The sequence below is a fragment of the Streptomyces sp. NPDC048514 genome (genome assembly GCF_043199955.1).
In the GTDB taxonomy this organism is placed as follows: Bacteria; Actinomycetota; Actinomycetes; order Streptomycetales; family Streptomycetaceae; genus Streptomyces.
Genome location: NZ_JBICWT010000001.1, coordinates 509,118 through 527,494, shown reverse-complemented (window position 1 = coordinate 527,494; position 18,377 = coordinate 509,118). Strand labels below are relative to the sequence as shown.

Genomic DNA, 18,377 nt, shown 5'->3' with positions numbered 1-18,377 from the left:
GCAGCGAGCCGCGTCTACCCCACGGCCCCGAAGCTCACCGCGAGCCGGGGGGCGCGGGCCGCCAGGAACGCCGTGCGGCGGCGCAGCCGGAAGCCGAGCGACTCGTACAGGCGGATGGCGCCGGTGTTCTTGGCGCTCGTGTGCAGGAAGGGTGTCTCGCCGCGCTCCCGGATGCCGTGCGCGACCGCGAGGATGAGACGGCCGGCCAGCCCCTCGCCCCGGAACGCGGGGTCGGTGCAGACGGCGCTGATCTCGGTCCATCCCGGTGGATGCAGCCGCTCCCCGGCCATGGCGATCAGCGCGCCGTCTCGGCGGACGCCGAGGTAGGTGCCGAGTTCCACGGTGCGCTGCAGGAACGGCCCCGGCCGCGTGCGCGCCACGAGGTCCAGCATCTCGGGCACGTCCGCCGGGCCGAGCCGGACCGCCTCCGCCTCCGGGGCGGCGGCGAGGCCGTCGTCCACCAGCTGCACGCCCTCCATCCGGAAGGTGATCTCCCAGTCCGCCGGGACCTCCCCGCGGAAGCCGGGCAGCGGGACCTCGGCGCCGGGACCGGCCAGCGCGGCGAGATCCGCCCAGTCCTGCACGTCCGGTCCGTCGGGCAGCGCCAGCCAGGGCGAGACGTCGGGCTGGTAGCGCAGCACCCGGCCGCGCCGCTCGGCGAAGCGGGCGTGCGGTCCGGTCAGGGAGGCGCGGGCGGGGTTGTCCAGGACGTGCGCGGCGTCGGCCGCCGCCGGGGCGGGAACGCCGGGGCCGGCGAGGCTCACGCGGCTCCTTCGATCACTGTCGTGCGGAGGTAAGCCTCGGGCATCTCTTTCCTCACCTTTCTCGCGCTGCCACCGGCGCGCACCCGGGCCGGCACTGAGCGCCAAGGAGGAGCGGCGGAGCGGTATTCCCGCTCGGCCGGGGATTTCACGCGGTCGCAATGATCGGCGCCGGGGCCGGGCGGCCGGGTGGCGGGGGCGGCCCGGACGGCGATGACCTGGGACGGAGCACCCGGGACGACAGCGTACGGTTGACGTATGAACGTCACGCGAGGCTTCACGGGCCGCCCGCGCGTCCACCACCCCGGCCTGCCGCCCGGGCAGTACGACGCGGGCGAGGACTGGCCCGTCCTGTCCGCCGAGGTCACTCCCGACCTCGCGCCCGCCGACTGGTCCTTCCGCATCGACGGCCTGGTCGAGCGGCCGCACACCTGGGACTGGGACGCGGCGCACGCGCTGCCCGCCTCGGCGTACGACGGTGACATCCACTGCGTGACCGGCTGGTCCAAGTTCGGTGTGCGGTTCGGCGGCATCTCGCTGGACGCCTTCCTTGCTGTGGTGCGGCCACATGGGTCCGCTACACATGTGCTCGCCTACTCCCACACCGGCTACACCACCGATCTGCCGCTCGCCGACCTCACCGGCGGTCGGGCCTGGATCGCCTGGGAGTACGACGGCGCGCCGCTGGCCCCGGAACACGGCGGCCCGGCGCGACTGCTGGTGCCTCACCTGTACTTCTGGAAGAGCGCCAAGTGGATCGCCGGGCTCACGCTCCTCGACCACGACGAGCCGGGCTTCTGGGAGCAGAACGGCTACCACGCACGCGGCAACCCCTGGCAGGAGCAGCGGTACTCCGGTGACTGAGACCATGCCGATCCAGCCGGGCTCCTCCCCCGGCCCGGCCGCCCCGGCCCCGGGCGTACCCGCGACGCGGTTCGCGGTGCCCGGGCGCATCGCCGTGGCCCACCGGACGGCGGTGGAGTGGCAGACCGCCACGCTGACGGAGATCCGGCGCGAGACGCCGCACGCGGCCACCTTCCGGCTGGCGGTGCCGGAGTGGGCGGGGCACCTGCCCGGACAGCATCTGATGCTGCGGCTGACGGCCCAGGACGGTTACGCGGCGCAGCGCCACTACTCCATCGCGTCGGCGCCGGACGACTCGGGACACATCGAGCTGACCCTGGACCGGGTTCCGGACGGCGAGGTCTCGGGCTGGTTCCACACCGTGGCCAGGCCCGGTGACACGATCGAGGTGCGCGGCCCGCTCAGCGGCTTCTTCGCCTGGCCCGGCGACCGGCCCGCGCTGCTGCTCGGCGCCGGCTCGGGGGTCGTACCGCTGATGTCGATGCTCCGGCACCATCGCGCGCGCGGTCTGACCGTGCCGCTGCGGATGCTGGTGTCCGCGCGGAGCCCCGGGGAACTGATCTACGCGCGGGAACTGGGCGCGGAGACCACGCCCGTCTTCACCCGGAGTGCTCCCGCGGGGATGCCGGTGGGACGTATGACGGCCGCACATGTGGCGCCGCTCCTGGAGACGCAGCCTTCTGATGGGTGGGAGGCCTATGTGTGCGGGTCCAACGGGTTCGCCGAGCACGCGTCCCGGCTGCTGGTCGAGGCAGGCCAGCCGGTGGAGCGCATCCGCATCGAGCGGTTCGGCTGAGCACTCGGGTCGCGCGGCCGGGCCGGTCGCGCGATGGTGGGGCGCATGGCGCGTTCCGTGCTTCATGAGGGCTTGAACTCGCGGTTCGCGGCATGCGAGAGGTACGCCGTACGGGGTACGAGACGGGTGTGGACGCTCACGCACGCGAGCCGGCGGGACGACGGTCCCCTGCACCGGCTCGCCCGGCTCGCCCGGTTTCTGCTCCGGCGGCGAGGAGGTGAACATGCGTACCCGGGTCCGTGGTTGGCGCTGGCGGCGCAATCCGCTGCGGCGCCGCTCCGATGTCGTGGAGGCCTGGACGGCGGTCGTCGTCGCCGTCCTGCTGTTCGTGGTCGCCCCGTTGGCCGGGGCCGCGGCGGGCCTGCGTGCCCATGGCCGGGCCGAGGCACTGGCCGCGGCCCAGCGCGCCGAACGCCATCAGGTGCGGGCCACGGTGCTCGGTGATCCGCCGCAGCGGCTGACCGCCACCCAGGGCGACCGTGAGCATCCGTATCGCGCCCGGGTCCGCTGGACCGAGCCCGGCAAGGGGGTGCGCACCACATGGGGCCGGGTGCCTGCCGGGACCCGGACCGGTGACGTGGTTTCGGTGTGGCTCGACTCCCGGGGCCGCAGCGTCGCCCGGCCCGCGGACGGCATGGCGGTCTGGCAGCACTCGGTCACCGTCGGCCTGGCCGCGGCGGGCGGGGCCGCCGGAGTCGTGGTCCTGGGCCATGCGGTCGAGCGCCGGATCGCACTCCGGCACCGCCTGGCCGAGTGGGAGCGGGAGTGGGCACGCACGGGTCCGAGGTGGACCCAGCCGAGGACCTGACCCGGCATGAGCATCACTCCGATGAGCGCGGGGCCCGGCCGAGGGCCTCGACGGGCCGTCGGCCCTGTCGGGAGGCAGGGCTGTTCCCGAGGACGCATCGAGGTCGCCCGGCGGAGGTCCTGCGGACACCGACCCCCTTCGACGGTGTGCGCTTCGCGGCCCGCGATCGGTCACGGCGCTGTTCTCGGCGGCTCTGGAGGACCGGGCCCGTCCGTCGCCGGCCGTCTTCGCGGCGTTCGCCGCCTGGACTCACGAGGTCGAGGCGACGAGGTGGACGACCTCGACGACCACGAGGGGGACGGCCCCATCGCCTCGTACGGATCGTACGGACCGAATCCGTGGACTTTCGGTCATGACGGCTTCGGTGCTTCGCGCGGGGCCGCCGACCCTGGCGCGGGGGCCCACCGGGCCGTGTCGGGCCGGAGGGGCCGCGCATCGCCGACGATCCGCGGAGGACGGCCTCGGCCGGGGCCCCGTACCGCGCCCCGTGACGGGCCCGGCGGCGGCTTCGGGACCGCGGTTGGGTTTCGGCCGAACCCGCCGGCGGCTCTTCCCTTGTGGTTTAGACCAATGCTAATTGTGGTCGCGCAATGAGCCCGTTCGGCTACGTCTTGTCACCAACAGGAGGTCGCGGCATGGCCCGCACCACCACCCCGCCCCCTTCGCCGCACGGCGACGACCGCCCGCTGTATGCGCGGGTCGCCTCGCGGCTGCTCGGCGAACTACGCGACGGCACCATTCCGCCGGGCGAACGGCTGCCGGGCGAACGCCACCTGGCCGCCCACTTCGAGGTCAGCCGGGAGACCGTACGGCAGGCACTGGACGTCCTGCGCCGCAGCGGTCTGGTCGCCACCGACCGGCGGGGCAGTCACGCCACGCTGCCCGGTCGCCCGGTCGAGGCGCCGGAGTCGCTCGCCTTCCCCGTGGGCTCCCGTTCGGCGGACCCTTGCGCGGTCGACCGGGCCACGGTGACCTGGGAGGCGCCCTCGCCAGAGCACGCCCAGGCGCTGGGCCTGGCCCCGCGCCGCCCGACGCTGGTGCACCGCTACCGTTCGGTCGCGCCGGACGGCCGGTCGCTGCGGACGGCGGTGACGTCGTTCTCGGCGGTGGCGCTGACCGAGGTCGTGGAACTGGGCCGCTACCGGGGCCGGGCCGACGGGGCCACCCCGGCCCAGCTGCGACGGGCGTACGACTGGATGCGCAAGGCCGGTCTGACCCTGCACCACCGGGACTCCATCACCCAGGTCGGCGACACCTCCTCGGTCCGGGTGACCCGGCGGGTGCACGACCAGTACGCCCGCCCGCTGGAGATCACCGACCTGGTGGTGAACGCCGAACAGGACGCGCTGGTCTACGAGTTCACGCTCCCGGCCGCGGGCTGACCGCGTCGGGCGACCAGCAGCCGCGCCCGCGGACTGCCGTCGCCGCGCCGCCCGAACCCGGGCAGCGCGGCCGACTCGACCGTGAATCCGGCACGCGCCAGCTCCGCCCGCACTTCCCCGAACCGGAAGGCCCGGTAGTACATGACGAACGGCGGCCGCCACAGGGCGTTGCGCACCCGCATCACCGCGTCGAAGCCCAGCAGCGTCCAGAAGGCCGGCTGCGCCGGCCGGGGCGGCGCGAGGACCGGGAAGGCGAAGCGGCCGCCGGGCCGCAGGACCGAGTGGACCTGACGGAAGAGCACCGGCAGCTCCCCGGGCAGGAAGTGCCCGAACGCCCCGAAGGAGACGACCAGATCGAAGGCGGCCGCGAACGGCAGGGCCCGGGCGTCGCCGCGCACCCAGGCGGGGCCGGGCCCGCCTGGGTGCGGCCGGACACGCTGCCGGGCGACCTCGAGCATCCCGGCGCTGAAGTCGACGCCGGTGACACTGCGACGGCACAGCCCGCTGAGCACCTCCGTCCCGGCGCCCGTGCCGCAGCACAGGTCCAGGCCGTCGTCGAAGGGGCCGGCCGGGGCCAGCGCCCGCGCCACGGAGCCCAGGATCTCGTCGGGTGTGCGGAAGGGCGTGTGGTCGAACTTCGGGGCCAGCAGGTCGTATCCGTGCTCGACGGACGACAGTGCCTGCCGCGCGAGTTCGCGCAGGGTGGGGCCTTCGGGACCGAACATCGCGTCAGCTCCCGGCCACACGCCGCCGCACGACCGCCAGCGCACGCTCGCACCAGCGCAGGTTCTCCTCCTCGAAGCCGATCCCGGCCATGAGGGTGAGGTAGGGACCGACACGGTCGCAGGTGCGCAGGTACTCCTCCTCCGTGCGTCCGTCGAGCAGGCGGTCGCGCAGTCGCCGGTAACGGTCGAGTTTCCCGCGTGCCCAGACCCTGCGTTCCTCGATCAGGGCCCGGGTCACCTCCGGGTCGGCGCCGTCCATGGCCTGGATCTTGATGAGCAGTTCGTCCCGGACCGCGGTGGGCCGCTTCGGCGGTTCGGCGGCGAACGCGCCCAGCTCGGCCCGGCCCGCCTCGGTCAGCGTGAACATCCGCTTGTTCGGCCGGCGTTCCTGCTGCACCGTGCGGGCCCGGACGAGTCCGTCCTGGGCGAGGCGCTCCAGCTCGCGGTAGAGCTGCTGCGGTGTGGCGGGCCAGAAGTTCGCGAGCGAGACGTCGAACGACTTGGACAGCTCGTAGCCCGAGGCCTCGCCCTCCAGCAGGGCGGCCAGGACGGCGTACTTGAGCGACATATGGACAGGCTAGCAGCGGTTGACTAATGTCAACCGCACCTATTCAACAAATTGACTATGAGGTGATCCGATGCGCGCGTTCCGCGAGGCGGTCGAGGCCGGGGACCCGGCGGCCGTCGAGGCGTTGCTCGCCGAGGACGTCGTCTTCACCAGCCCGGTCGTCTTCAAGCCCTACCCGGGCAAGCCCATCACCGCGGCGATCCTGCGCGCGGTGGTCGAGGTCTTCGAGGACTTCCGCTACGTCCGCGAGATCGGCGACCCGGCCGGGCCGGACCACGCACTGGTCTTCACGGCGCGGGTGGGCGACCGGCAGCTGACCGGCTGCGACTTCCTGCACGTGAACGAGGACGGCCTGATCGACGATTTCATGGTCATGGTCCGTCCGCTGTCGGGCGCCCAGGCCCTGGCGGAGGCCATGGGCGCACGCTTCGAGCAGATCGCCGCGGAGGCCGAGGCGCGATCCGCCTGAGCGGCCCGGCTCTCCGGCGCGCGGGCGGCCCCGGCTCCCGGGGGGCCTCAGTCCTTGAGCTGCCCGAGCGTCGCCTTGGCGTCCGTCTTCAGCCACTGAGACACGTCGGCGAGCGCGGGCGGGGTCTTGTCCCGGTCGTACGAGCTGAGGTAGGCGCTGTAGCTCATCGTGTACGTCACCCAGCCGTCGCGGACGGCGAGCGTGGCGTACCGGGAGCCGCTGGACGAACCGTTCGTGGTGTCCTGGCTGACCAGATAGGCCTCGTCCCCGATGCCCTTGACGGGGTCGACGTCGTAGTCCTTGTGGCTGTCACCGTAGTTCTTCCAGGTGGCGGTGAACTCGGGGCCCGGGTCGGTCTTCTTGTGCAGGTCCAGCTGCATGGAGAGGTACGCGTCGGCGTAGGTGGACCCGGTCTTCTTCAGGCTCAGGCTGCAGTAGCCCTCGTCCAGCGCGGCGTCGTGGAGCGCGGTCCGGGTCGGCGAGGAGTCGTCCTGCGTGTACTCGTCCTTGAAGGACGAGTAGTCGGCGCTCGAGCACATGTTGCCGGGCGCCGTGTAGCCGCGCAGGTCGGCGTCGTCCCCCTTGCCGCCGAGCAGGAGTACACCGCCCGCCCACGCCGCGGACGCGACGACCGCGCCGACGACGGCCCACAGCACGGCCTTACCGGCGCCGCCGCCACCGGCCGGGGGGACGGGCACGAAGCCGTACTGCGGCGGCGGGGCATAGGGATGACCGGGCATCGGCTGTCCCGGCTGTGGCTGTCCCGGGTGCGACTGTCCCGGCAGCGGCTGGTCGGCGGGCCGGCCCACCAGGGTGGGCTGTGCGTAGAAGTTCCCCGGCGGAGGAGACTGCGGGTTCGGGTAGGGGTAGGCCGTCGGCTGCGGCGGGACGGCCGGCTGCGGCCCGGGGTGCGCGGGCGGCTGGTCGGCCGGCTGCGGGGGCTGTGGTGGCGTGGACATGTCCTGAACGTAGTGGTTAGTGGTCAAGTCCCCTGTCGGCGGCGATCGTTATCGTCCGGGCACATCTGGTGTGCTTTCCTGACACACCGGGCGCAGGCGGTGCCGGGCGCCGCGGTCCGGCCCTCGCCCGGCCGCACCGGCCGGCGCGCGGAACCGTACGAGAAAACCGCCACGGATTCCGCCGGACCGGCCGGGACGGCCCGGCTCAGGAGCGGGGGGCGGCTCAGGAACGGGGTGATTGCGGCCTAGGAGCGGGGTGGTGGCGGCTCGAGAGCCGGGTGCTGGCGGTCTAGGAGCCGGGGGCGGCTCAGGAGCGCGGTGATGGCGGCCTCGGAGCGGGGTGGTGGCGGCTCAGGAGCGGGGTGGTGCGAGCCGGACCGGCAGGCTGCGCACGCTGTTGCCGACGAACCCGGCGTGCGGTGCCAGGTCGGCTTCCGATCCGGCGAGTTCGAGGGCGGGGAAGCGGGTGAACAGCCGCTCCAGCGCCACCGTGGCCTCCAGCCGGGCCAGCGGGGCACCCAGGCAGTAGTGCGCGCCGTGCCCGAGCGAGAGGTGGCGCACCGCGCCGGGGCGTGCCGGGCGGGTGACGTCGAATCGGTCGGCGTCGGAACCGTGCGCGGCCGGGTCGCGGCCGGCGGCGGAGTAGCCGGCGAGCACAGGTGTGCCGGCGGGGATGCGCGTACCGCCGACGGTGAGGTCCCGCACGGGGTAGCGGAAGGGGAAGTAGCTGACCGGCGCGTCCCAGCGCAGGGTCTCCTCCACCACGTCGGCCCAGCTCGCCCGGCCGGTGCGCACCAGGGCGAGCTGGCCGGGGTGGGCGCACAGCGCGCGGACCGCGTTGGTGATCAGGTTGAGCGTGGTCTCGTGCCCGGCGATGATCATCAGGACGAGCGTGCCGATCAGCTCCTGGTGGCTGAGCCGGTCTCCGCCCTCGTCCCGGGCGGCGATGAGCGCGCTGGTGAGGTCGTCCGCCGGGTCCGCGGCCTTCGCGGCGGCGATCTCGCCCAGTACGGCGGCCAGTTCCCGGTTGGCCGCGATGACCTCGGCGGGTTCGATGCCGGTGGCCACGACCTGGTTGCTGAGATGGTGCAGCCGATCGCGGAACCGGGTTTCCACGCCCAGGAGTTCGCCGATGACTCCCATAGGGAGGGGCAGGGCGAAGTGCCGCCGCAGATCGGCGACCCCGTCGCCCTCCCCGGCGGCCCGCTCCAGCTCGTCGAGCAGTCGGGTGGTCAACTGCTCCACACGCGGGCGGAGTTCCTCGACGCGCCGGGGCGTGAAGGCGCGGCCGGCCAGCGCCCGCAGCCTTCGGTGGTCGTCGCCGTCGGCGGTGGTCATGCCCTGGACGGTCGCGAAGGTGAGCAACGGCCAGCCCTCGGCGATCGCACCCTCCCGCAGGGCGGTGAAATGGCGGGCGTTCTTGGCGACTTCGGGGTGCTGCAGGAACTCCCGCAGCGCCTCGTGCCCGAGGACGGCCATGCCCGCGATCCCGCCGGGCAACTCGACCGCCGCCACGGACCCCTGGGCCAGCAGCCGGGCGTTGACGGCGTGCGGGCAGCCGCCGGCCGGATCCAGACGGTGCGGTGAGCGGGCAGGCGAAGTCTCCACCGGTCTCTCCTGACGTCCCCATGACAAGACGGGTCGATCGTAGGCTCATCCGCCCGGTCCCGGGGGGCGGAGCGGATGAGGGACGCCGGTCCCGGAATAGCCCGGCCGAGGGACTTGTTGGAAGACGGCAGACACAGCACTCAGTGCGTGGTACCGTGCAGCAAGCACTCGTGTACGCCGCCCATGGGCGCCGGTGCCAGTCTCACTCACGCTGATCCGCCCGCCGTTCTGCCGGACTTCCGGCTCCCGGCGCGTCAGCTTCTCAGCACACCTCGCGACCAGGCCTTCCGTGCTCTGCCCGAGGTGCCGTTCCCGCCGCCCGGAGCCAGGCGTCCACGCCTCCCGCTCGCGGCCTCTTCCCCCTCTTGCTTCTCTCGTCCGTCCGCGAAAGGACAACCACGCATGACCACCACACTCGAACGCCCGGCCGAGGCCCGGCAGACGGCCGCCCGGATCGTCACCGGCGTGCTCGACGTCGACGCGCACGGGAAGGGGCACCTGAGGGCCGCGAGCCTGCTGCCCGCCCCCGCCGACCCACAGGTCCCGGCCGCACTCATCCGCCGGTACGGACTGCGCAAGGGCGACCTCGTCGAAGCGGTGCGGGGCGCCCAGCACACCCTGACCGACATCGCGCGCGTCGACGGCCGGGCCCCCGCCGACCTCCGCGCACGCCGGCACTTCCGCGATCTGACCCCGCTCCACCCGCACCGGCGCATCCGGCTGGAGCACCCCGCGTCCGGGCTCGCCGGCCGGGTCACCGATCTCTTCGCACCCGTCGGCAAGGGGCAGCGCGGCCTCATCGTGGCCCCGCCCAAGAGCGGCAAGACGGTGCTGCTCCAGCAGCTCGCCGCCGCCGTGTCCGGCAACCACCCCGAATGCCGGCTGATGGTCCTCCTGCTGGACGAGCGCCCGGAGGAAGTCACCGAGATGCGCCGCTCGGTCCGCGGCGAGGTGTACGCCTCCACCTTCGACCGGCCGGCCAAGGAGCACATCGCCCTCGCCGAACTCGTCGTCGAACGGGCGAAACGCCTGGTGGAGGCCGGCGAGGACGTCGTCGTCCTGCTGGACTCGCTGACCCGTCTGTGCCGGGCGCACAACAACGCCTCCGCGGCCGGCGGCCGCACCCTGAGCGGCGGTGTCGACGCGGGCGCGCTGCTCGGCCCGAAGCGGTTCTTCGGCGCCGCCCGCCAGGCCGAGGAGGGCGGCTCGCTCACCATCCTCGCCACCGCCCTGGTGGACACCGGCTCCCGCGCCGACGGCTACTTCTTCGAGGAGCTGAAGAGCACGGGCAACATGGAGTTCCGCCTCGACCGGCAAGTCGCCGACCGGCGCGTCTTCCCCGCGGTGGACATCGACGCCACCGGCACCCGCCGCGAGGAACTGCTCCTCACTCCGGCCGAACTGACGGCCGTACAGGGGCTGCGCCGTGCCCTGCGCTCACGCGAGGGCGCGTCGAACGGCCCGGACACCCTGCTGGAGCGGCTGCGGGACACCCCCGACAACGCCACGTTCCTGCGGCGGATCCGGCCCACCCTGCCCAGGGACTGACGGCCTGCCGGGCGGCCGGGTGCGGCATCCGGGTTGCTCCGTGGGGCCGAACGGCCCGGTGCTGTGGCGCAGGAGGCTCCCGTTCGTACGTTTAATAATATGATCACCGGATTTGCTTCTCGGGCTGCCGTGTCGGCCTGTTCCCTGTGTGTGGCGGGCGTGCTGGTGCTGACGCCGGCAGCGGCAGCCGCCGGGCCGCGCGCAGGCGACCCCGCGCCGCCGCCCCGGGCCACGATGCCCGGTCCGTCCCTGCTCTACCGCGACGGCACGCAGGTACGGCCGCGCCGGGGCGCGCCCGCTGTGCCGGACGTCTCGGCGCTGTCCTGGCTGGTCGCCGACGCCGGCAGCGGGGAGGTGCTGGCGGCGAACCAGGCGCACCGCAGGCTGCCGCCCGCGAGCACGCTCAAGACCCTGTTCGCCCTCACCCTGCTGCCCTCGCTGCCCAGCGGGCTGCAGCACACCGTGCGCTACCAGGAGCTGGCGGACGTGGGCGAGGGCAGCAGCCTGGTCGGCGTCGAGGAAGGGCACACCTACCAGGTGTCCGACCTGTGGCACGGGGTGTTCCTCAGCTCCGGGAACGACGCCGTGCACGTGCTCGCCTCCCTGGGCGGCGGCTGGAAGGCCACGACCGCGCGGATGCAGGGCAAGGCCCGCTCGCTCGGCGCCCTGGACACCCACGTCGTCTCCCCCGACGGCTACGACGCGCCCGGGCAGGTCTCCTCCGCCTACGACCTGGCGGTCTTCGGCCGCGCGGGGCTGCACAACCCCGACTTCGCCCGGTACTGCGGCACCGCCGAGACCGACTTCCCCGGTGACGGGACGCCGTACGCCATCGAGAACACCAACCGGCTGCTGACCGGCGAGGACGGGGTGTCGCCGTACCCGGGCCTGGTCGGCATCAAGAACGGCTACACCAGCAACGCGGGCAACACGCTCGTGGCCGCGGCCCGCCGGGGCGGGCGCACACTCGTGGTGACCGTGATGAACCCTCAGCAGGGGGGCGGGCTCGCGGTGTACGAGGAGGCCCGCACGTTGCTCGACTGGGGCTTCGCGGCGGCCGGCCTGGTCGACCCGGTCGGCTCGCTGGACGGGTTGCGCGCGAAGTCCCCGTCCGCGACGGCCGCTCCGGTGGCGGCGGCCGCGTCGGGGGCGCCGGACGGCGACTCGGACTGGTCCGGCACCGCCGTCGTCGCCGGACTCTCGGGGCTCGGCGCGGGAGCCGTGGCACTGCGGCTGCGGTCCAAGGGCAGCCGGACCGGGGCGGGCTGACCGGTCGGCAGGCCGAGCAGCAGGGCCAGCGTGATCCAGGTGTAGAGGTTGCTGCCGAGGAAGCCGCCCGGACCCGAGGCGTCGTCGAACCACAGCCACACCACGCTGCTGCACAGCACCGCGTACGCGGCGCCCGCGATCCGCGGCCGTCCGGCGCGCACGAGCACGGCGAAGCACGGCAGCAGCCAGACCAGATGGTGCACCCAGGTGACCGGGCTGACCAGGCAGGCCGCCGCCCCGGTGAGCGCGAAGGCCGCCGTCCAGTCACCGGCCGCGGCCGCCCGGCGGGTCCGCCACACCCAGACGCACAGGGTCAGCAGGACGGCCGTCGCCCAGAGCGGGCGGCCCGGCTCGCCGAGGCGGGCCAGCACACCCTGCAGGGACTGGTTCGACACGTAGTCGAGACGGCCCACCCGGCCGGTGTCCCACAGCGCCTCGGTCCAGTAGAACCGGGACGCCCCCGGGTCCACCCACACGGCCAGCGCGGTCGCCGCCGCGGCGACGGCCGTCGCGGTCAGGGCCGCCCGCCGGCGTCCGGCCAGCAGCAGCAGTCCGATGAACAGGGCCGGGGTGAGCTTCACGGCGGCGGCGAGCCCGACCCCGGCGCCCGCCCAGCGGCCCCGGCCGGTCGACGGCAGCCAGGCGTCGACGAGGACGAGGGCGAGGAGGACGAGGTTCACCTGCCCGAAGCTGACGGTGTCCCGCAGCGGCTCGAACAGGGCGAGCCCGCACAGCGCCAGCGACCAGCGGTACCAGCCGTGCCGGCGCCACCGGGAACCGGCCAGGACACGCAGGACCACCCCCAGCGCGGCCAGGTTCACCAGCAGGGAGAGCGCGATGGCGGCGTGCCGGCCGAGCACGGCCAGCGGCAGCATGGTGACGGCGGCGAACGGCGGATACGTGAAGCCGTACGAGGTGCCGGGCACCCGGTAGTCGTAGATGCGGCCGCCGTGGTGGGTCCAAGTGTGCACGGTGCCGTAGTAGACGCGCAGGTCGAAGAAGTCGCGCAACAGCGGCACGGTCGCCGTGAAGAGGGCGACGGCTCCGGCGAGGGCGAGTACCACCAGCAACCGGCCGCGGGCCGTGCGCGGCCGGGCAGGCAGCGGGGGACGAGCCGGCGTGCCGAAGGCCCCCACCGGCCCCGGCCGGCCCCGGAGCCCCCTCATGCCGTGCGTCCCGGCACCGGGACCCGGGAGGCCTGGTGGGCCTGCCAGAGGACGACCACACCGAGCGCCCCGCCGGAGACCGCGAGCACCAGCTGCCCGAGGCCGGCGGGGCCCCCGCTGGGCAGGACGGCGAGGGCGAGCACACCCGCCAGGGCGGCCACCCGGTGCCGTACGGAGGTGCTGGGTGCGGCGGCGGCGATGAGGAACAGGCCCCACAGCACGTACCAGGGGCGGATCGCGGGCCCGAACACCGCTACGGCCAGCAGGCTCAGGCCGAGCGCGTACACCGGTCGGGGCCGCAGCCGGAGCCAGGTCAGCAGGACGGCGACGGCGGTGGCCGTGAGGCCGAGCAGATGCCAGGCCGGCACCGCCAGCGGGGCCAGGCCGCTGCCGAGCCGGCTGAGCAGGGCGCCGGTGGCCCGGCCGAGCAGACTGGTCAGCGCCCAGTTCCGCGGGGAGACCGAGGTGTCCAGGGCGGCGATCCATCCGTAGCCGGTGCCGGCGACGGCGGTGGCGGCGACGGTGGTCGCGGCGGCGGCGGCCGCCGTGGTCAGGAAGGCCGGCAGCGGGCGGCGGCCGGAGCGGACCTGAAGGGCGACGACGGCGAGGAGGCCGAGCGCCGCCGGCGCCTTGATCAGGGCGGCGAGGGTGACGAGCAGGGCGCCCACGGCAGGTCTTCGGCCACGCGCGGCGACCAGGCCGAGTCCGAGCAGACCGAGCATGAGGGCGTCGTTGTGCGCGCCCGCGACCAGGTGCAGCAGCACGAGCGGGTTGAGGGCGCCGAGCCACAGGGCGGCGGCCGGGTCGGCGCCGCTGTGCCGGGCGAGCCGGGGCAGCGTCACCGCCATGAGGGCCACGCCGAGCAGGGCCATCAGCCGCATGCCGAGCAGCCCCGCGGGCAGCTCGCCGCGGGTGAGGCCGGCCAGCGCGGCGGCCGGGGCCAGGAAGGCGGGGCCGTAGGGGGCGCCGGTGTGCCGCCAGACGGGGGCGACCTCGTCGGCCAGCGGGCCACCGAGCCGGGCGGGGCCCTGGCCGTACACGTCCATGTGGGCGTGGACCATGGCGCCCTGCGCGAGGTAGCTGTAGACGTCCCGGCTGAACAGCGGCGGGGCGAGCAGCAGGGGGGCCGCCCATACGGCGAGCACCAGCAGCAGGGCGCGCGGGGTGGGCGGCTCGGGGCCGCGGACCAGGCCGCCCAGGAGCAGCCAGGCCGCCGTCAGCAGGACGACGCCGAAGTACACCCCGACCAGGCCGAGGGCGGCCTGCACCGAGGCCGGGGCCGGCAGATCCCGGACGGGCAGGGCACCGGCCGTCTCGCCGCCCAGCGCGAGGACGGCGGTGCCGGCCAGCCCGAGCGACCGGCAGCGGCGGAGATCGACGGGGAATGCCATGGCCACCACCGGACCAGCGTGTCGATGCCGGATGGCCGGAAGGCGACGCTCCCCACACCGGCGGGCGGACCCGACGTGACCGGCCTGTGCCGGACGGGGGCCTCCGGACACCGCGAGTCCTCACGACCATGGCACCGGCGCCGGAAGGCCGTCGCCACCCCGGCACCGGCAGGCGGAAAACAGTCGCTGCCACGGACCAGCGGCGGGAGGTCCTCACCAGCACGGGGCCGACGGAGATGAAACGTCACTGCCACGGCACCGGTGGCAGGAGGCCGTCGCGCCCCGGCGCCGGTGGGGAGCGGTCGTCTCCGGGTTGGTCCCCGTGTGGTCCGCGTGTGGTCTCCGTGTGGTCAGAACACCGACAGTCCGGTGAGCGTCGTGAAGCGGTCCAGGGCCGCCACTCCGGCCACCGAGTTGCCGCGCTCGTCCAGGGCCGGGCTCCACACGCACAGCGTGCACCGGCCGGGTACGACGGCGATGATGCCGCCGCCGACCCCGCTCTTGCCGGGCAGGCCCACCCGGTAGGCGAAGTCACCGGCCGCGTCGTACGTGCCGCACGTCAGCATGACCGCGTTGACCTGCTTGGCCTGGCTGCGGGTGAGCAGCCGGGAGCCGTCGGCGCGGACGCCGTGCCGGGCCAGGAAGCCGGTGGCGAGGGCCAGATCGGCGCAGGAGGCGGCGATGGAGCACTGCCGGAAGTACTGGTCGAGCAGGACCGGCACGTCGTTGTCGATGTTGCCGTAGGACGCCATGAAATGGCCGAGCGCGGCGTTGCGGTCGCCGTGCGCGGTCTCCGAGGCGGCGACCTCCTTGTCGAAGTCCAGGGCCGGGTTGGCGCTCTCGGCGCGCAGGAAGGCGAGCAGTTCCCCGGCCGCGTCTCCGGTACGGGTCTGCAGGCGGTCGGTGACGACCAGGGCGCCCGCGTTGATGAAGGGGTTGCGCGGAATGCCGTTCTCGTACTCCAGCTGCACCAGGGAGTTGAACGGGTTGCCGGAGGGCTCGCGGCCCACGTGCTCCCAGAGTTCGTCGCCCTCGCGGGCCAGGTCGAGGGCGAGCGTGTAGACCTTGGTGATGGACTGCGCCGAGAACGGCTGCCGCCACTCCCCCACGCCGTAGACCGTGCCGTCCAGCTCCGCGACGGCCATGCCGAAGCTGCGCGGGTCGCAGGCCGCGAGGGCCGGGATGTAGTCGGCGGGGCGGCCGCGCCCGGGAGTGCGGCTGATCTCCTCGGCGATACGCTCCAGGACCGGCAGGAAGGTGAGGGACGACGTCGTTGTCATGATCACTATTGTGCCTCCGGGCCGGTCCCCGAGCGTAGTCGTGCCTGCGTCCTTGCAGGTCAGGCGGCTGGTGACCCGCTGCCGGCGAGGGCCTCGGGGCGCAGCAGGGCGGCCAGCCGCTCGGCCGGCAACAGACCCTTCTCCAGTACCAGTTCCGCCACTCCACGGCCCGTGACGAGGGCCTCCTTGGCGATGTCGGTGGCCGCCGTGTAGCCGATGTGCGGATTGAGGGCGGTGACCAGGCCGATGGAGTTCTCCACGGTGGCCCGCAGCCGGTCGGTGTTGGCGGTGATGCCGGACACGCAGCGCTCGGCCAGCGTCAGGCAGGCGCTCCTCAGGTGCGTGAGGGACTCGGACAGGGAGTGCAGGATGATCGGCTCGAAGGCGTTGAGCTGGAGCTGTCCGGCCTCCGCGGCCATGGTGATGGCGACGTCGTTGCCGATGACCTCGAAGGCGACCTGGTTGACGACCTCGGGGATCACCGGGTTGACCTTGCCCGGCATGATCGACGAACCGGCCTGCACCGGCGGCAGGTTGATCTCGCCCAGGCCCGCGCGCGGCCCGGAGGACAGCAGTCGCAGGTCGTTGCAGCTCTTGGAGAGCTTGACCGCGATCCGCTTGAGCACGCCGGACATCTGCACGAAGGCGCCGCAGTCCTGGGTGGCCTCGACCAGGTTGGCGGCGGTGACCAGCGGCAGGCCGGTGATGGCGGACAGGTGGCGGCGGGCGGCTTCGGCGTAACCGGCGGGGGCGTTCAGGCCGGTGCCGATGGCCGTGGCGCCGAGGTTGATCTCGTGGATCAGCTCGACGGCCTCGGCGAGACGGCTGCGGTCCTCCTCGATCATGACGGCGAACGCGGAGAACTCCTGGCCGAGTGTCATCGGCACGGCGTCCTGCAACTGGGTACGGCCCATCTTGAGCACGTCACGGAACTCGAGGGCCTTGCGGGCGAAGGCGTCCTGGAGCACCGCCATCGCCTTGAGCAGCTCACGCACGGCGAACACCGTCGCCACCTTGACGGCGGTCGGGTAGACGTCGTTGGTCGACTGGCCGAGGTTGACGTCCTCGTTGGGGTGCAGGTGCGCGTACCGGCCCTTGTCGTGTCCGAGCAGTTCCAGCGCCCGGTTCGCCACGACCTCGTTGGCGTTCATGTTGGTCGACGTGCCGGCGCCGCCCTGGATGACGTCCACGACGAACTGGTCGTGCAGCCTGCCGGCGCGGATCTCGCGGCAGGCGGTGACGATCGCGGCGGCCTTCTCCGGCCGCAGCAGGCCGAGTTCCTCGTTGGCGAGGGCGGCGGCCTCCTTGACCGCGGCCAGCGCGTCGATCAGATGCGGGTAGGTGGAGATCGGGGTGCCGGTGATGGGGAAGTTCTCCGTGGCGCGCAGGGTGTGGATGCCCCAGTACGCGTCGGCGGGTACGTCGCGGTCGCCGAGCAGGTCGTGTTCGCTGCGGGTGGGCGCGGTCATGGGGCTGCGGTCCTCTTTCCGAGGTACGGAGGGAAGGGCGCCCCCGACGGGGGCTGGGGAGCGGGCGCACCCCCGGCAGGGGCGTGCGGGACGGGCGCACCCCCGGCAGGGGCGTGCGGGACGGGCGCACCCCCGGCAAGGGCGTGCGGGACGGGCGCACCCCCGGCAGGGGCGTGCGGGACGGGCGCGCCCGTCGCAGGGGCGTGCGGGGCGGCGTGACCGGAGCGGACTACGCGCGGCCGGTCACGCCGGCACGGGACCGGAGCGGTCAGCCACAGGCCGCCAGCTGCACGGCGTCCAGAGCGTGCACCGGCCGTACCCGGCCGACCGGCGCCCCTCCTCCGAGCAGCGGCTCGCCGGCGAACTCGCCGAGCAGAGCCGGGTCGACACCGGCCCGGGCCAGGGCGGCCGCGGCCACCGGGATACGCGCCCGGTCCGCCCCGTCGGCTATCTTCACGGCAACGGCCGTGCCGTCGGGCAGCGCGGCCACCTGGACGCCCTCGAAGCCGTCCTTGGCGAGCAGTCCGGGCACGGCCCGCATCAGCGCGGCGACGTCGCGGCCGGAGCCGGAGGCCGTCTCGGCGTGCTCGCGCATCGCGTCGGCGACCCGGGCCCCGGGCGTGCCGGGCGCGGCCGAGGTGATCCGGGCCAGGGCGCGGGCGAGGCCGTGCAGGGAGATGGAGAACAGCGGCGCGCCGCAGCCGTCGACGGTGACCTTGGCGACGCGCTGGCCGGTGAGATCCTCGACGGTCTCGGCGACGGCCTGCTGGAGCGGGTGCGCGGGGTCGAGGTAGTCGTCGAGGGACCAGCCGTTGAGCCGAGCCGTCCACAGCATGGCGGCGTGTTTGCCGGAGCAGTTCTGGGCGAGCCGGGAGGGCTGTCGGCCCGCGCGGATCCAGGCGTCCCGGACGGCCGGTCCGAAAGGCATGTCGGGGACGTTGCGCAGGTCGTCCTCGGTGAGCCCGGCGAGTGCGAGGATGCGCCGGGTGCCGGCGATATGGCGCTCCTCGCCGGAGTGGCTCGCGGCGGCCAGCGACAGCAGTTCGCCGTCGAGGGGCAGCCCGGCCCGCAGCATCGCCACCGCCTGGACCGGCTTGAGGGCGGAGCGGGGGTAGAAGGCGGCCTCGATGTCGCCGAGCTGGAACCGCACCCGGCCGTCGGCGTCGAGGACGACGACCGAGCCGTAGTGGACGCCCTCGACGACACCACCTCGGACGAGGTGGGCGACGGGCGCGTGGAGGGGTTCACGGACGACGGGCGCGTCGGCGGGGGAAGTGCTCTGCATCACTGCCTGCATCATGGTCTCGGGGCGGC

The 18,377-nt window shown here is 74.0% G+C and carries 16 protein-coding genes and 1 pseudogene; 7 read left to right on the top strand and 10 right to left on the bottom strand.

All coding sequences use genetic code 11. The annotated features are described in order from the left end of the window. Positions 1–14: 14 nt before the first annotated feature. Positions 15–764, bottom strand: coding sequence for a GNAT family N-acetyltransferase (locus tag ACGFT2_RS02265; RefSeq protein WP_393272603.1), 750 nt, complete (start codon positions 762–764; stop codon positions 15–17). Positions 765–1,019: 255 nt separating this feature from the next. Between ACGFT2_RS02265 and ACGFT2_RS02260 the strand changes: the two genes are divergently transcribed. The 4 genes from ACGFT2_RS02260 (at position 1,020) to ACGFT2_RS02245 (ending at position 4,611) form a co-directional block, all read left to right on the top strand. Beyond that, positions 1,020–1,625, top strand: a complete 606-nt coding sequence (locus tag ACGFT2_RS02260; RefSeq protein ID WP_393272602.1) for a sulfite oxidase-like oxidoreductase — start codon at positions 1,020–1,022, stop codon at positions 1,623–1,625. Between the two features lie 4 nt (positions 1,626–1,629). Further along, positions 1,630–2,421, top strand: coding sequence for a ferredoxin reductase (locus ACGFT2_RS02255; RefSeq protein ID WP_393272912.1), 792 nt, complete (start codon positions 1,630–1,632; stop codon positions 2,419–2,421). Between the two features lie 223 nt (positions 2,422–2,644). Further along, positions 2,645–3,229 (top strand): hypothetical protein, encoded by a 585-nt coding sequence (locus tag ACGFT2_RS02250; RefSeq protein WP_393272600.1) that lies wholly within the window; start codon positions 2,645–2,647, stop codon positions 3,227–3,229. A 635-nt stretch (positions 3,230–3,864) separates the two neighbouring features. Continuing rightward, complete coding sequence (locus ACGFT2_RS02245) at positions 3,865–4,611, top strand: GntR family transcriptional regulator (RefSeq protein ID WP_393272598.1); 747 nt, start codon at positions 3,865–3,867, stop codon at positions 4,609–4,611. On the opposite strand, the gene ACGFT2_RS02240 is transcribed toward ACGFT2_RS02245, so the two are convergent. Together ACGFT2_RS02240 and ACGFT2_RS02235 are read right to left on the bottom strand one after the other, a co-directional pair. Then, entirely contained in the window at positions 4,581–5,336 is a 756-nt protein-coding gene (locus ACGFT2_RS02240; protein WP_393272597.1) for a methyltransferase domain-containing protein, read from the bottom strand. The two genes, ACGFT2_RS02245 and ACGFT2_RS02240, sit on opposite strands and share 31 nt — an antisense overlap. Before the next feature lie 4 nt (positions 5,337–5,340). Then, positions 5,341–5,904 carry a PadR family transcriptional regulator gene (locus ACGFT2_RS02235; protein WP_393272595.1) on the bottom strand — a complete coding sequence of 188 codons (564 nt, stop codon included), beginning with the start codon at positions 5,902–5,904 and terminating at the stop codon, positions 5,341–5,343. Positions 5,905–5,974: 70 nt separating this feature from the next. Between ACGFT2_RS02235 and ACGFT2_RS02230 the strand changes: the two genes are divergently transcribed. After that, positions 5,975–6,373, top strand: a complete 399-nt coding sequence (locus ACGFT2_RS02230) for a nuclear transport factor 2 family protein (protein ID WP_393272593.1) — start codon at positions 5,975–5,977, stop codon at positions 6,371–6,373. Positions 6,374–6,420: 47 nt separating this feature from the next. Here the strand turns inward: ACGFT2_RS02230 and ACGFT2_RS02225 are convergent, their stop codons facing one another. Beyond that, entirely contained in the window at positions 6,421–7,332 is a 912-nt protein-coding gene (locus tag ACGFT2_RS02225) for a hypothetical protein (RefSeq protein ID WP_393272591.1), read from the bottom strand. 351 nt (positions 7,333–7,683) lie between these two features. Beyond that, entirely contained in the window at positions 7,684–8,940 is a 1,257-nt protein-coding gene (locus ACGFT2_RS02220; RefSeq protein WP_393272589.1) for a cytochrome P450, read from the bottom strand. Between the two features lie 402 nt (positions 8,941–9,342). Between ACGFT2_RS02220 and rho the strand changes: the two genes are divergently transcribed. Further along, positions 9,343–10,488 (top strand): transcription termination factor Rho, encoded by a 1,146-nt coding sequence (rho, locus tag ACGFT2_RS02215; protein ID WP_393272587.1) that lies wholly within the window; start codon positions 9,343–9,345, stop codon positions 10,486–10,488. Between the two features lie 99 nt (positions 10,489–10,587). Then, positions 10,588–11,418, top strand: a pseudogene (locus ACGFT2_RS02210) (D-alanyl-D-alanine carboxypeptidase family protein); the annotation flags it as partial. Positions 11,419–11,477: 59 nt separating this feature from the next. On the opposite strand, the gene ACGFT2_RS02205 reads toward ACGFT2_RS02210, so the two are convergent. The 5 genes from ACGFT2_RS02205 to ACGFT2_RS02185 form a co-directional block, all read right to left on the bottom strand. Next, a complete protein-coding gene (locus ACGFT2_RS02205; RefSeq protein WP_393272585.1) occupies positions 11,478–12,923 on the bottom strand; it encodes a glycosyltransferase family 87 protein in 1,446 nt (481 codons plus the stop codon). Next, the gene (mptB, locus tag ACGFT2_RS02200; protein ID WP_393272583.1) at positions 12,920–14,314 is read right to left on the bottom strand and encodes a polyprenol phosphomannose-dependent alpha 1,6 mannosyltransferase MptB; all 1,395 of its coding nucleotides are present in this window, start codon (positions 14,312–14,314) and stop codon (positions 12,920–12,922) included. The genes ACGFT2_RS02205 and mptB overlap by 4 nt, the downstream gene beginning before the upstream one ends. A 350-nt stretch (positions 14,315–14,664) precedes the next feature. After that, complete coding sequence (locus tag ACGFT2_RS02195; protein WP_393272582.1) at positions 14,665–15,594, bottom strand: glutaminase; 930 nt, start codon at positions 15,592–15,594, stop codon at positions 14,665–14,667. A 59-nt stretch (positions 15,595–15,653) separates the two neighbouring features. Beyond that, positions 15,654–17,063 carry an aspartate ammonia-lyase gene (gene aspA / locus ACGFT2_RS02190; protein WP_393272580.1) on the bottom strand — a complete coding sequence of 470 codons (1,410 nt, stop codon included), beginning with the start codon at positions 17,061–17,063 and terminating at the stop codon, positions 15,654–15,656. 268 nt (positions 17,064–17,331) lie between these two features. After that, positions 17,332–18,348 (bottom strand): asparaginase, encoded by a 1,017-nt coding sequence (locus tag ACGFT2_RS02185; protein ID WP_393272578.1) that lies wholly within the window; start codon positions 18,346–18,348, stop codon positions 17,332–17,334. Positions 18,349–18,377 lie beyond the last annotated feature (29 nt).

Excerpts from the sequence above, each read along its gene's own strand:
- mptB (WP_393272583.1), bottom strand. The coding sequence starts at position 14,314 with ATGGCATTCCCCGTCGATCTCCGCCGCTGCCGGTCGCTCGGGCTGGCC.
- aspA (WP_393272580.1), bottom strand. The coding sequence starts at position 17,063 with ATGACCGCGCCCACCCGCAGCGAACACGACCTGCTCGGCGACCGCGAC.
- ACGFT2_RS02260 (WP_393272602.1), top strand. The coding sequence starts at position 1,020 with ATGAACGTCACGCGAGGCTTCACGGGCCGCCCGCGCGTCCACCACCCC.
- ACGFT2_RS02240 (WP_393272597.1), bottom strand. The coding sequence starts at position 5,336 with ATGTTCGGTCCCGAAGGCCCCACCCTGCGCGAACTCGCGCGGCAGGCA.
- ACGFT2_RS02255 (WP_393272912.1), top strand. The coding sequence starts at position 1,630 with ATGCCGATCCAGCCGGGCTCCTCCCCCGGCCCGGCCGCCCCGGCCCCG.
- ACGFT2_RS02185 (WP_393272578.1), bottom strand. The coding sequence starts at position 18,348 with ATGCAGAGCACTTCCCCCGCCGACGCGCCCGTCGTCCGTGAACCCCTC.
- ACGFT2_RS02225 (WP_393272591.1), bottom strand. The coding sequence starts at position 7,332 with ATGTCCACGCCACCACAGCCCCCGCAGCCGGCCGACCAGCCGCCCGCG.
- ACGFT2_RS02205 (WP_393272585.1), bottom strand. The coding sequence starts at position 12,923 with ATGAGGGGGCTCCGGGGCCGGCCGGGGCCGGTGGGGGCCTTCGGCACG.
- ACGFT2_RS02245 (WP_393272598.1), top strand. The coding sequence starts at position 3,865 with ATGGCCCGCACCACCACCCCGCCCCCTTCGCCGCACGGCGACGACCGC.
- ACGFT2_RS02235 (WP_393272595.1), bottom strand. The coding sequence starts at position 5,904 with ATGTCGCTCAAGTACGCCGTCCTGGCCGCCCTGCTGGAGGGCGAGGCC.
- ACGFT2_RS02230 (WP_393272593.1), top strand. The coding sequence starts at position 5,975 with ATGCGCGCGTTCCGCGAGGCGGTCGAGGCCGGGGACCCGGCGGCCGTC.
- ACGFT2_RS02250 (WP_393272600.1), top strand. The coding sequence starts at position 2,645 with ATGCGTACCCGGGTCCGTGGTTGGCGCTGGCGGCGCAATCCGCTGCGG.
- rho (WP_393272587.1), top strand. The coding sequence starts at position 9,343 with ATGACCACCACACTCGAACGCCCGGCCGAGGCCCGGCAGACGGCCGCC.
- ACGFT2_RS02195 (WP_393272582.1), bottom strand. The coding sequence starts at position 15,594 with ATGACAACGACGTCGTCCCTCACCTTCCTGCCGGTCCTGGAGCGTATC.